This is a genomic window from Novosphingobium flavum (genome assembly GCF_014230315.1).
Lineage (GTDB): Bacteria > Pseudomonadota > Alphaproteobacteria > Sphingomonadales > Sphingomonadaceae > Novosphingobium > Novosphingobium flavum.
On the sequence record NZ_JACLAW010000007.1, the window covers coordinates 1 to 12,625 of the forward strand.

8 protein-coding genes and 2 pseudogenes are annotated in these 12,625 nt (G+C 65.4%); 5 read left to right on the forward strand and 5 right to left on the reverse strand.

Going from position 1 to position 12,625, the window contains the following annotated elements:
* The 3 genes and pseudogenes from H7F51_RS09920 to H7F51_RS09930 form a co-directional block, all read left to right on the forward strand.
* Positions 1-197: pseudogene (locus tag H7F51_RS09920) on the forward strand (hypothetical protein); the annotation flags it as partial.
* Between the two features lie 37 nt (positions 198-234).
* Complete coding sequence (locus tag H7F51_RS09925) at positions 235-660, forward strand: nuclear transport factor 2 family protein (RefSeq protein WP_185664113.1); 426 nt, start codon at positions 235-237, stop codon at positions 658-660.
* 225 nt (positions 661-885) lie between these two features.
* Positions 886-3,891, forward strand: coding sequence for a TonB-dependent receptor plug domain-containing protein (locus H7F51_RS09930; RefSeq protein ID WP_185664114.1), 3,006 nt, complete (start codon positions 886-888; stop codon positions 3,889-3,891).
* 182 nt (positions 3,892-4,073) lie between these two features.
* Here H7F51_RS09930 and H7F51_RS09935 read toward each other — a convergent pair whose 3' ends face one another.
* Positions 4,074-5,015 (reverse strand): dienelactone hydrolase family protein, encoded by a 942-nt coding sequence (locus tag H7F51_RS09935; RefSeq protein ID WP_185664115.1) that lies wholly within the window; start codon positions 5,013-5,015, stop codon positions 4,074-4,076.
* A 34-nt stretch (positions 5,016-5,049) separates the two neighbouring features.
* Positions 5,050-6,732: a carboxylesterase/lipase family protein gene (locus H7F51_RS09940; protein ID WP_185664116.1), complete on the reverse strand. Its 1,683-nt coding sequence runs from the start codon at positions 6,730-6,732 to the stop codon at positions 5,050-5,052.
* Between the two features lie 232 nt (positions 6,733-6,964).
* Between H7F51_RS09940 and H7F51_RS09945 the strand changes: the two genes are divergently transcribed.
* The gene (locus tag H7F51_RS09945) at positions 6,965-7,894 is read left to right on the forward strand and encodes a dienelactone hydrolase family protein (protein ID WP_185664117.1); all 930 of its coding nucleotides are present in this window, start codon (positions 6,965-6,967) and stop codon (positions 7,892-7,894) included.
* Between the two features lie 120 nt (positions 7,895-8,014).
* Here the strand turns inward: H7F51_RS09945 and H7F51_RS09950 are convergent.
* Both H7F51_RS09950 and H7F51_RS09955 read right to left on the reverse strand, forming a co-directional pair.
* Positions 8,015-9,409: pseudogene (locus H7F51_RS09950) on the reverse strand (UGSC family (seleno)protein); the annotation flags it as partial.
* A 12-nt stretch (positions 9,410-9,421) separates the two neighbouring features.
* Positions 9,422-9,736 (reverse strand): hypothetical protein, encoded by a 315-nt coding sequence (locus H7F51_RS09955; RefSeq protein ID WP_185664119.1) that lies wholly within the window; start codon positions 9,734-9,736, stop codon positions 9,422-9,424.
* Positions 9,737-9,891: 155 nt separating this feature from the next.
* Between H7F51_RS09955 and H7F51_RS09960 the strand changes: the two genes are divergently transcribed.
* Positions 9,892-11,160, forward strand: coding sequence for a beta-propeller fold lactonase family protein (locus tag H7F51_RS09960; RefSeq protein WP_185664120.1), 1,269 nt, complete (start codon positions 9,892-9,894; stop codon positions 11,158-11,160).
* 80 nt (positions 11,161-11,240) lie between these two features.
* On the opposite strand, the gene H7F51_RS09965 is transcribed toward H7F51_RS09960, so the two are convergent.
* Positions 11,241-12,599: an alpha/beta hydrolase family protein gene (locus tag H7F51_RS09965; protein ID WP_185664121.1), complete on the reverse strand. Its 1,359-nt coding sequence runs from the start codon at positions 12,597-12,599 to the stop codon at positions 11,241-11,243.
* Between the last annotated feature and the right edge of the window lie 26 nt (positions 12,600-12,625).

Consider the following 12,625-nt stretch of genomic DNA (forward strand, 5'->3'; position numbering starts at 1 on the left):
AGATCGACGAGGCCGTGTTCCTCGCCGACCGGGTCATCGCCTTCAGCGCCCGGCCCGCGCGGATCGTCCAGGAATGGCAGATCCCCTTCGGCCGCCCCCGCTCGCTCGACATCAAGCACAGCCCCGAACACCGACAGCTCGAAGACGAAATCTGGCAGGTCCTGCGCAAGCAAAAGGCCGCAAGCCACCACGATTGAGCATTTTCCTTTTCACACCATTTCAAGGCAATAGCACATGCCCGAAGCTAGGCTCACCGAACTTACCACTTCCGACCGGGTCGAGATCCAGGAACTGATCGCGGAATATACCCATTACGAGGATAACGGCGATGCCGCCGCCTGGGCAGCGCTTTACACTGCGGATGGCCGCTTCGTCGGCTCGGGCAACAAGCTGATCGTCGGCCGCGACCAGCTTGAGGAATTCGCCCGCAGTCGCTGGAACGACAAGCCCAAGGTGCGCAAGTGGACGCACTGGGCCAACAACATCGTCATCCGCCCCACCGCCGAGGGTGCCGAGGCGACCTCGTACCAGATGGTGGTCGAGACCAATGGCGATACGAATCACATCGTCAAGGTTTCCGGCAAAGTCGATGAATTGCGCCGTGAAAACGGTCGTTGGCGGTTCTACGAGCGCAAGGTGATGCATCTGCCGGCAGAATAGTTCGCAAAAGAAACTGAAAAATCCCGCTGCGCCGCAATGCGGCAGTACTAACCTAAGTACTTACGCGCTGACTTCTCTGGCGGAAGTTGGCGCGTTTTTCGTGCTGCACCGCGATATCGGGTGATGCATCTTTGCCACTTGCGCATAAGTTTTGCACCCGCCCGATTGTGCCTGATTACAGCTTGCGACAGGATGAGACCGTTAACAAAAACAGGGAGGGAGAATATGCTCCATTTGCGTCAGGCATCTTTGCTGGCATGTGCCAGCCTAATTGCGGTTTCCACTTCAGCATTTGCGCAGTCCGCCGCTGAAACCGACAAGACGGAAGAGATCATCGTTACCGGTTCGCGCGTGGTTGTGAACGGTAACGACAGTCCGACCCCGGTCACCGTCGTCACCATGGACCAGATGAACGACGTCCGTCCGGCCAACGTGGCCGACCAGCTCAATGACCTTCCCCAGTTTTCGAACTCGCAGAACCAGAACAACGGCCAGGGCGGCGGCAGCGCCAACGGCGGCAACCCGAACCCGACCGGCAACGTCCTCAACCTGCGTAACTTCGGCCAGACCCGCAACCTGATCCTGTTCGATGGTCACCGCGTCGCGCCGAACTCGGCCAACGGTACGGTCGATATCGACATGATCCCGCAGCTGCTGCTCAAGCGCACCGACGTGGTGACGGGCGGCGCTTCCGCAGTCTACGGCGCCGACGCCGTGACCGGCGTGGTCAACTTCATCACCGACACCAAGTTCGTGGGCCTCAAGCTCAACGCCCAGGCCGGCATCTCGACCTACGGCGATGGCGGGCAGCAGCGCCTTGGCGCGGCATGGGGCGCCAACGTGGGTGATCGCGGCCACGTCGAACTCAGCTATGAATACAGCAACGACGACGGCATCTCCAACCGCTCGTCCCGTCCGTGGGGCGCCGCGCGCTACCAGTTCGGCCAGGTTGGCGGCACGACCACGATCAACGGCGTGCCGACCGCGACCTATGCCTTCACCACCCTCGCGGCCCGTTCGCAGAACTCGTTCGGCGGCACGATCCAGAGCGTCGCCGGTCAGCCGGCCAATCCTTACAACAACTACTACATCCCCACGGTCGGCACGCTCACGCCGATGACCGGCGGTACCCCAATCAATGCGAACGTGGTTCCCAATGGCTCGGGCGGGTGGTTCGACACGTCGCTGCGTGCGGCTCTCAGGATGCACCAGGCCTTCGGCCGGTTCGACTATGAGCTCTCGGACAACATCAAGTTCTATGTCCGCGGCGCCTATACCAAGACGACCAACGCGGGTTACGGCATTCCCAACCCGACCTACATCCCCAATTCGGGCAACTTTGTTCCCGTCTTCGTCTCGAATCCCTATTTCCAGGCCCAGTTCCCGACCCAGGCGGCAGCGATGACCGCGGCCGGCGACACGACGTTCCAGTTCGGCAAGCTCTTTGGCGGTCCGAGCATGAACGATTATCGCCAGTTCACGAAGACCTTCGGCACCAACTGGTCGGTCGACGCCGGATTCAACGGCGACATCGGCGGATGGCGGTGGGAAGCCTCCTACCTCCATAGCGAAAACACCCAGCGCACGGTGGCCTACAGCGCGATCAACGGTCGCAAGGTTGCGGCCTCGGCCGATGCCGTGGTCGAGAATGGCGTGATCAAGTGCTACGTCAACACGGCGGCGGGCCAGGCCCTGCTTTCGGCCGCGCTCAAGAGCTTCTATTCCGGCTGCGTCCCGGGATCGACGCTGTTCGGGCCGACCCTGAACGCGGCCGAGGCCGACTGGATGTTCGACCCGCTGGAAGTGACCACCAAGATCAAGATGGATGACGTCGAAGCCTTTATCGCGGGCTCGCCGTTCTCCACCTGGGCTGGCCCGGTCCAGGTGGCCATTTCCGGCCAGGCCCGCAAGCAGACCTACCAGGTGATCAGCAGTTCCAGCCCGGCGACCCTGGCGAACCCGCTGGATTGCACGGGCCTGCGTCTGCTGACCGGTGCGTATGCCTGCAATGCGACGAGCCTCGATTACTTCCAGGCGGAGTCCCTTTCGCGGGCACCGATTTCGGTCTCGGTCAAGGAAGGCGCGGTCGAGGCCCAGGTTCCGCTGCTCAAGGACGTGCCGTTCTTCCGCTCGCTGCAGGTCAACGGTGCGGCGCGCATCACCAACTATTCCACTTCGGGCACCGTCTGGAGCTGGAAGGTCGGGCTGGACTGGGACGTAACCGCGGACCTGACCCTGCGCGTCACCCGCAGCCGCGACATCCGCGCGCCCACGCTGCATGAACTGTATCAGCCTCAGGTGATCGGTTCGTACAACGGGACCGACGCCCTGATCGGCGCGACCCTGCAGGCGCCGAATACCCCGGCCGGGCAGCTCACCCAGGGCAATGCCAACCTGCGTCCGGAGAAGGCGAACACCTTCACCGCGGGCCTTGTCTACAAGCCGTCGTGGGCGCCGGGCCTGAGCCTTGCCGTCGACTACTTCGACATCTCGATCCGCGATGCCATCGTGACGCTCAATGGCACTGACACGAACACGCAGAACGACTGTATCGCCAGCGGCGGCACTTCGCCGAGTTGCGCACTGATCGTGCGCAAGTACGACTGCTGTACGCCAATCGTGAACGGCGTGACCAACCAGGCGACCACGTTCTACGTCAGCCCGGTGAACGTCGCCCGCCAGTATACTCGCGGTGTCGACATCGAACTGAACTACGCCACCACGATCGCGAGCCGTCCCTTCAACCTGCGCCTGCTCTCCACCTACCAGCCGAAGAACGTCTACGTCGACGGCATCACCGGGGTGCAGTACAACAACGCGGGTTCGGGCCTGGCCTTCGGCACTGCCGGCAACGTCGGCGCCGGCGCCAAGTTCCGTGCAACTCTCATCGCCAACATGGAAGTTGCCGATGGGGTGCGGATCGGCATTTCGGAACGCTACCGTGGCCCGATGACCTGGGTTCCGGCGATCACCGCCGGGCCGAAGACCCCGGCGACCGCCTACGTGATCCAGAATGCGCCTGCCAACGTGCCGGCGCGCCTCTACACGGGCTTCAACGTGTCGTTCCGGACTGGCCCGATGGAGTTCTTCGGGAACGTCCAGAACGTGTTCAACGTCCAGCCGGCGCCGTGGGCCAGCATCAACTCGGGCCTGCCGGGCAACAACAACGTTGCGCCGGGCGACGATCCGATCGGTCGCTACTTCACCGCGGGCGTCCGCCTGAAGTTCTGATGGGGGCGGCGCGGTCCGGGGCAGCCCGGACCGCGCTCGTTACGATCCTTGCCGGAATGGGCCTCCCTTGCGGGAGGCCCATTCTTATTGTGCGCAGCAAAACGGCCGCGTCCCGATCGGGGCGCGGCCTTTTTTGCCTCGTGTGTGCGCCCCGGGGAGCGATCGTCCCGGGGCGCTCGATCCTACATCGCGCCGAGGATCACCTTGAGCCGCTTCATCGCTTCGGCGATCGCCGCGCGGTTGGCCTGGTTGGTGTTCTTCGGGTCTTCGCCCACCCGGAAGAAGGCGTGCTCGGCCCCCTCGAGGAAGATCTGCTCGTACTTCTTGCCGGCCGCGTCCATCGCGGCCTTGGTCGCCGGGGCGCTGTTCAGCACCCGCGTGTCGAGCGTGGGGATGAAGTGATAGACGGGGACGTCAACCCCGGTGACCGGCAGGACCGGGAACTTCGGATCGAACTTGGCGAGGAACTGGCCCGAGGTCGGCGGGCCGATATCGTAGAACACGTTGACCACCTTGAGGCTCGGGTGGTGCTTCATCGCGGCATAGCGGAAGGCGGCGCCCCCGCTCCACGACAGTCCGACGATGGCCAGCTTGCCGTTCGACTGCGGCAGCTTCTGCGCATAGTCCGCCCAGGCATCGAACTGGGCATTGGCATATTCGCTGGGCAGCAGGGTATCCATCGTGCCCGGATCGATCCCGGCCGGCAGGGCGCTGGTGCCGCCGCCGTTCGGGGCGAGGCCCGAAAGCATGTCGGGCGCGATGGTGATGTAGCCCATTGCGGCGATCTCGTCGGCCGTGTTGCGGGTGGAATCGGTCAGCCCGAACACCTCGTGACCGACGATCACCACCGGCACTTTCGCCTTGGTCTGCGGCCAGGTGACATAGGCGCGCAGGGTGCGGTCACCCATGCGGATCGCGACCCATTCGTGGCGGCGCGGGGTCTTGGCCAGCTTGGCCGTGGCATAGGCCTGGGCGGCTTGCTGGCGCTGGAAATTGCTCTGCCCGGGGACCGGGGCGGGCCGCTCGGCCGGGCCGGCCGACTGGGCCAGAACCGGCGCGCCGAGCAGAGCCAGCGACGCGGCCGCCGCCGCGAGGCGGGGGCGCAGGGTTTTGCGGGAATTCATCCGGTCAGGCTCCTTGTATCGGATGGTGTCTGGTTCAGTCGTGAGCGCGCAGGTCGCCGGTCTTGGGCAGGGTGACGGGCGCGGCTGGGTGTGCCGCCAGCCAGTCCATCCGCTTGAGATCCATCTTCGCGGTGGTGATGCCCTTGTTGGCCAAGACCACATATTGCGGGCTGGCGGCGGTCCAGGCAGGCCACTTGACCGCGGCGGTGTTGGGATTGCCGGTCTCGGCAAAGGCGATCAGCGACTGCATCATGGTCGCGGAAAGCGCGCGGTCCTGGTCGGTCCAGGCGCGGGTGGGGCGAACCCGGTTGAAGGATTCGATGGTGCCGAACCAGTAGGGAATGTCGGCATTGTGATAGGCGCCGACCGTCTGGGTATTCTGGTCGGCGATCACGGCGCCGGGGATGTAGGCGTGGCGCTGTGCGAAATAGTTCACATAGGTCGGCTGGCCGAGGAACTTCGCCTGCAACTGGCCGCAGTCGCGCGCATTGGCCATGAAGCCGCCCGGGCTTTCGGTCGCGGCGCGGCGCGCCATCGCCCAGACATCGGCGTCGGTCTTGACCGGATAGAGCTTGAGGAAGGCATCGGCGTCGGCGCCGTACATCTTGCGGGCGATGTCCTGGTATTCGGCGACGGTGCGCGCCGCGGTCAGCGGATAGCGCTCGGGCAGCGCATCGTTGTCGTCATCGTTGAAGCCGATCACGATCGGCACGGCGCTGCCGGTGCGATTGGCAAGGGTGGCGGCCTTGGTCGAGGTGATCATCAGCCCGTCGATCACGCGAGGGGTCTGCAGGCCGGCGTTCACGGTCATATTCTGGGTTTCGGCCTGCAGGGCGAGGATGCGGTCGGCCGGGGCATTGCGCATCTCTGCGAGATTTGCCGCGCCAAGCCGCTTCTGCAGCTCGAGCCCGGTCTTCTCGGCCGCGGCCAGCGGGGTGTATTCGCGGGTGTAGTTGCAGCCGCTCGACATGAAGGCGCCGCGGAACAGGCCCTTCGACAGCGGGCTCATCACCTGTTCGGCCACCGCACTGGCGCCGAACGACTGGCCGGCGATCACCACCTTGTCGGGATCGCCCCCGAAGGCGGCGATATTGTCATGCACCCAGCGCAGGGCGGCGTTCTGGTCAAGGTAGGAATAAGAGCCCGAGTGCCCGCCCTGTTCGCGGGTGAGTTCGGGGTGCGGCATCTGACCGAGCAGACCGACGCGGTAATTCATGTTGACGAAGACGGCCCCGGCCTTGGCCATGGCCTCGCCGTCGTAATGCGCCATCCCGGCCGAGCCGATCGTGCCGCCGCCGCCGAAGATGAACACCACCACCGGCAGCTTGGCACCGGGCTTCGCCGAGGGCGGGGCCCAGAGGTTGAGGTAGAGGCAATCCTCGCCGCTCGCTTCCTCGCCGAAGTAGTGGTTGATGTCGTGCCGGCGCAGGACCTGGATGCATTCGGGCGTGTGGCGATCGGCGTTCCAGACGCCGTTCCACTTGATCGGCTTGGGCGGCTGCCACCGCAGGTCGTTCACCGGGGGCTGGGCATAGGGGATTCCGAGATAGGCCCGCACGCCGGAGGGCAGCAGGCTGCCGGCGACGCTGCCGCCGGAGGTGACGACCGGATCGCCTGAGATCGGTACCATGGGATCGGCCATGATGGCCGCCGGGACAAGGGCCGCCGCCCCCACCCACAGTGCCGTCCGAAATGCCATGCCGCGGGCCTTCGCCATCAGATCCACTCCCTGCCTGATCCTGCGTTACTGTTGGCAAAGCTGCTATTCCCCTTCGGTTTTGCAGGCAAGCGCCGCCGTGTCGCAGAGGTGATACATTTCCAGTCGCGCGGGCTTTGATGGCATTGCTGGAGAACAATATTGCGAACATGGTGCCGCGCGCGATACAGAGTGCCCGGTATCATTCGGGGGTGGCCGCAGTGTCTGCCCCGGCAACGGGATGGGATGGTTCATGCGCATTCAACAGGTTATCCGGACGGCCGGATTTCGTCTCGGTTTCCTCTCGGCCATGGCCGGCATGCTGACCCAGCCGGCATTGGCCCAGACCCAGCCCGCGCCCCCCGCGCCCGCCGCCGATCCGATGGACAAGGTGCTCGACGGGATCGTTGCTTTCGAGGTCAAGCTGGGGACTGACGACTGGCGCCAGCCCAAGCTGCGCTACAGCCAGCGCGAACACGCCGAACTGGCCCTGCCGGGGCTGGGCGTCACCCAGCGCGCCTTCATCGTCTATCCGCAGAAGGCGGAGAAGGCGCCGGTGATCCTGATGATGCCGGAAGATCAGGGCCTAAACTCCTGGGCCCGCTCGATGGCCGACGAGATCGCGGCCATGGGCTATATTGTGGTGGTGCCCGACCTGCTCGCCGGGCGCGGACCGAACGGGGGCGGGCGCGAATCCTTCCCCGATCTGCGCAGCGTCTTTCGCATCCATTCGCAGCTGCCGCGCACCGACGAACCGGGTATGACCGCCCAGCTCAATTTCTGGGCCGACTATGCCAAGGCCCTGCCGCGCTTCAATGGCAAGCTGGCCGGGGTCGGCTTCGCCTGGGGCGCGGGTCGAATCATGCATTTCGCCGTCCAGCGCAAGGATCTCGCCGCCGTCGCCATCTTCTACGACGCCGCGCCGATGCCCGAGAAGCTGGCCGGGCTTTCGGCCCCGCTATACGGTTTCTATGCCGAGCATGACGACCGCGTGACCCGCTCGCTGGAGCGGACCCGCACTGCGATGAAGCAGCTGGGCAAGCCCTATCAGGAAGTGATCTATCCGGGTTCGGATCACATGTTCGTCCGCCTCGGCGAGGAGCCGCGAGACGACAATCCGGCCAATATCGAGGCGCGACATGCCTCCCTGGCGCGGCTGCAGGAAATCCTCAGGGGCCTCTGAGTTCGGGCCCTTTGCGTTCGGGCCCTTTGCGTTCGGGCCGTTTGCGTGCGGGGTGGCGCGGCCCGCCCGGTCTTGGCCGGGCGAGCCGCGCGCTGCGACCCGAAAGGTCTGGCGGTCCGGTCAGTTGCCGGCCGCCAGATCCTTCCAGCCGGGAAGCAGGTGAACCTTTTTCGCCGTCGGCGGGGCGTGGCTGTGGTTCTGGACGAAGCCCTTGGACTGGTTGCGCCCCGGATCACCCGCCAGCACGATGCCGATCCCCTCGGGCGTGATGAAGGTCGGGACCAGCCGCTGCGGATCGTCGGATTCGACGTAGGCGGCGGAGATCATGCCCTCTTCGTGCAGCTTCTTCAGGTCGTACTCGGTATAGCCGAGCTCCCAGCCGTGGCGGTAGAGCGAGTGGACCGCGACCTTGCTGTGATCGAAGATGTATTGCTGCACGTCCTGCTTCGACAGCCCGTCGCGCGCCATGATCCGGGCCACCCCGGGGCTGACGATCAGCACCGGGAAATTCTTGCCCTTGCGCATCCCGGTATGGGCCCACCACGCACAGGTGCCGCCGAAGATCTCGACCAGGGTGTCGAGGTGCTCCTTCGCCGTGTCACCCGCCGTGTAGATCGGGATGGTCGGGCTCAGCGCGCTCTGCACGGTGACGACGTTGTCCTCACGCGAAAAGCCCAGGTCCTCGGCAAAGGAGGTCCAGCCGATGTCGGTCACCGCCGCCTCGTTCTCGGCGAGCACCACATTGGTGCCGAGCGCGATCGAGCCCTTGTCGGTCTCGCCCGGCGTGATCCTGAGGCCGACCACGTTGCGCAGGTACATCCGCACGAAACGGCCGATGCTGGTATTGGCCTGCCGGCCGACGCGCAGCACGGCGGTCTCGGAATTGAAGTTCAGTTCCTTGACCATCGGGCCGTTGACGATGACCAGCGGCTCCCAGCCCGGCGTTGCCCCGGCATCGCGCACGTAGAAGTTCGGCTCGGCCATGGCTTCGACGATGGCGATCAGGATCGGCAGGTATTCCGGCCGGCAGCCCGACATGACCCCGTTGACCGCGACGCTCCACACGGTCGCCTCGCGGTTCTCCGGCTGCATCACGCCCAGCACCTCGCCCGGATCGCGGTCCGTGAAGCGCAGCATGCGTTCGACCCGATCAACCGTGGGCGGGATGATCGGCAGGCCGTCAGTCCACAGCTTGTCGAGGAAATGCTCGTTCACCTCGTCGATCGTGCCTTCGAACACGATGCTGCGCGGTTCGGGCTCGACCACGGCCGCGGTCGTCTCGACCGTGCGGGTGAGCTGGTGGACGATGTTCGGCACCAGCACCTCGATGGTGTTGCGGCGCAGTTCCTCGTCGGACTGGTTCATGATGATGCCGGGGAATTCGGCAATGCCAAGATCGGCCATGCCTTGCGCCCGGGCCGTGGCCCGCGCTTGCCCCAGGAATGCCGTCGCGACGATGGTCGCGGTGGGGATTCCTTCCTTTTCGGCGATAATGCTGGCCCTCGCGACCGCGGGGCTGCAGCTGCCTCAGCTGCCTATGCCGGTTATGACCGCGTCTATGCCGTACTTCTTCATATTGCCGGGCAGGGCGGCCAGTTCCTCATGCCCGCCGCGCGGACCGTGGATGTTGCCGAATTCGGCCGGGCCGACGAACCTGATGCCGGGATAGCGCTCGGCCAGAACTTCCTCGACGATCGGGCGAATCTCGTGATCGCGAAAGCCGCCGTGGGACAGGTGCCCGACCGTGATCCCCGAAAGGTCGGCGATGCGCGGCTTGGCCTCCACCTGCGTGACGGCGGATCGCGCGAGCGGCCAGACGACCTGATATTTCGGTTCGGTCATGCTGCGGTCCTTGTTGCGATGCCAGGGCACTTGCCATGGCGAAAATTTCATCGGTCAACCGGGTTTACAGACTAACCGGATTGATCGCAATCTTGTCCAATCAATTGTTATCGGCCATCGCCCTGAGGCGATCGGCCTGCAAGGAGAAATTGCCCGTGGATCGCAGGACATTCAACATCGCCATGACCATTGGCGCGGGCGGTCTGATCGCGCCGACGCTGGGCGCGGCACCGCGCCGGGCGGGGCGCAAGGTCCTGGCGCTCTACAGCAGCATAGACAGCGTGATGACCCGCTACGAGGTCGACGTCGAGGCCGCCACGCTGACCTTCGGCGAGACCATCACCCTGCCCTCCTCGATCCAGTATGCCTGGCCGCTGCCGGCCAAGCGCGCGCTCTATGCGGTCACCAGCGACGCGGTCGGCGGCAGCCGTACCATCACCGGACAGGTCCACCGGCTCTGCGCGCTGCGCTTCGGGCCGCGGGGCAAGCTGGTGCCGCTCGGCCAGGGCGAAGTGCTGCGCCAGCGCCCGATCCACATGACGATCGACCGGACCGGCAGCCATGTGCTGGTGGCCTACAACGTCGAGCCGGAGATCACCGTCCACCCGCTGCGCCCCAATGGCGCGATCGCGGCCCGCTTGCCCCAGCCGCAGGGCCTCGACTACGGGATTTTCCCGCACCAGGTGCGCGCCGTGCCCGGCAACCGTTCGGTCGTGCTGGTGACGCGGGGCAACAATGCCGGGGGCGGGCGGCCGGAAGATCCCGGCGCGCTCAAGCTGTTCCACTATGACAGTGGCCGCCTGAGCAACCTCACCTCGATCGCGGTCGGCGGGAAGGGCGGCTATGGCTATGGCCCGCGCCATCTCGATTTCCATCCGGTCAAGCCGTGGGTCTATCTGTCGATCGAACGGCAGAACGAACTGCACATGCACCGCATCGTGGACGGCAGCTTCGCCCCGGTGCCCGATTTCATTCGCAAGACCACCGAGCAGGCCGAGCGCGGCGTGGCCCAGGTGGCCGGGGCGATCCATGTCCACCCGAAGGGCCACGTGGTTTACGTATCGAACCGCGCCAGCGGCACCCGCAAGGTGAACGGGCAGGACGTCTGGGTTGGCGGCGACAACACCATCTCGGTCTTCGCGATCGACCAGACGACAGGCGAGCCGACGCTCGTCCAGCAGGCCGATCCCAAGGGCTTTCACGTTCGCACCTTCGCGATCGACCCTTCGGGCCGGCTGCTCGTGGCCGCGACCATGGTCGACATGGTGGTGCGCGACCCCGATGGCCTGCGCAAGGTTTCGGCCGGGCTCAGCCTGTTCCGCATCGCCCCCGACGGCAAGCTGGACTTCGTGCGCAAGTACGACGTGACCCTGCCCGAAGGCGCGCAGCAATTGTGGGTCAACATGGTCGAGGTCGACGCCTGACCTGAAATGAAGAGCGCCGCCGCCGATGGTCCGGCGGCGGCGCGAATTGGCAAGAGGCGGGCGGCCTGCCCGCCGCCCGGTCAGAAGCGGCCCGGCTTGGCCAGCCAGGTGTCGATGTAGTCGTAGAGGGTCTTGACCGTATCGCCGTAGGCGTTCTCGGGCAGCCCCTGGGCCACGGCGCATTCCTTGCACGGCACGAAGCCGTGGACAGCGCCTTCGAGGTAGACCAGCGTCTTGTCCTTGCTGATCGCCCGGGCGCGGGCCCCTTCGGCGAAGGAATATTCGTAGGAGCCGGTGAAGCCCATCTGCAGCAGCGGCTTGGTGATGCCGGTGACCGCATTGTAGGTCGTGCCGTAGCTGGAAGCGAAATCGATCCCGTAGAATCCGGTCTCGTCATAGCCGTAGTTCTGCAGCGGGGTGATCGAGAAAGTCCGCAGGAAATTGCGCGCCGTGGTCACCAGGGCGTTGGCGGCGAGCGGCGTGGGCGATGCGGTGCTGCGCGGCACCCGCACGGTGTGGACAACCTCGGTGGTGATCCGGCCGCCCGAATGGAGCAGGGGCCAGGCTTCCTTGGTGTGCGAGAGCAGGCGCACGTCCTGTGCGTTCAGTTTGTTTTCGCGCGGGATGGCGCCGGCAACCACGAACGGCTGGTCGTCGGTGAAGTGGCCCTTGCCGGCTTCGATGTCGGCGATCTGGGCCTTGGCCTTGGCGACGAGGCGGAGCATGCGGTCGCGCTGGCCTGCGAAGAACTTGGCGGTGAATTCCGGGCTGTACTTCGAGCCCTTCGGGTTGAAGCCGTTCGCCGGGTTGTACATGTCGAGAGCGGGGTCGATCTTGCGGCCGTCCTCGTCATCGATCACGGCGGGGTCGATCGAGATCAGGTTCGAGCCCGGCATGCCCATCGACGCGTCGATCAGCATGACGCCGTCGGCGGGCGGCATGTCCGCCAGGGCGCTGGAGCACTTGATCTGCTTTTCCGGCCCCTGGCAGGCCTTGAGCCCGTTCTCGGCGATGTTCTGGTAGGACGACATCATCGCTCCGCCACCGGAATGGCCGAACAGCACGATCTTTTGCACTTGCGCCTGAGCGCGCAGCCAGGTGACGCCGGCCTTGACGTTGAGGCTGACCTTGTCCTGGTTCATGTCGCCCACCGAACCGGCCTTGGAACTGGTCGCGTTGGAGCACAATGCGCGGTAGCCGCGCTCGGCCAGGCGTTCGCAGGTATTGGTCGGGCCAGGGCGCAGGTAATCGCCGTCCGGATGCATCGCGAAGACGGCGATCCGGGCCTTCTCGCCCGGGCTCACCGGCTCATAGAACACGCCGGGCTGGCCCGGTGCGAGCCAGACGAACGTGGTCTTGTAGGCCTCGGCATGGGCCGGGGCGGACAGGGCCATGGTCGCTGCTGTCGCGGCGAGGATGGCGGAACCTGCAAATTTCATGGCATTCCCTCCTGTGGTTTCGTTGT

Excerpts from the sequence above, each read along its gene's own strand:
- H7F51_RS09925 (WP_185664113.1), top strand. The coding sequence starts at position 235 with ATGCCCGAAGCTAGGCTCACCGAACTTACCACTTCCGACCGGGTCGAG.
- H7F51_RS09930 (WP_185664114.1), top strand. The coding sequence starts at position 886 with ATGCTCCATTTGCGTCAGGCATCTTTGCTGGCATGTGCCAGCCTAATT.
- H7F51_RS09935 (WP_185664115.1), bottom strand. The coding sequence starts at position 5,015 with ATGAATTCCCGCAAAACCCTGCGCCCCCGCCTCGCGGCGGCGGCCGCG.
- H7F51_RS09940 (WP_185664116.1), bottom strand. The coding sequence starts at position 6,732 with ATGGCGAAGGCCCGCGGCATGGCATTTCGGACGGCACTGTGGGTGGGG.
- H7F51_RS09945 (WP_185664117.1), top strand. The coding sequence starts at position 6,965 with ATGCGCATTCAACAGGTTATCCGGACGGCCGGATTTCGTCTCGGTTTC.
- H7F51_RS09955 (WP_185664119.1), bottom strand. The coding sequence starts at position 9,736 with ATGACCGAACCGAAATATCAGGTCGTCTGGCCGCTCGCGCGATCCGCC.
- H7F51_RS09965 (WP_185664121.1), bottom strand. The coding sequence starts at position 12,599 with ATGAAATTTGCAGGTTCCGCCATCCTCGCCGCGACAGCAGCGACCATG.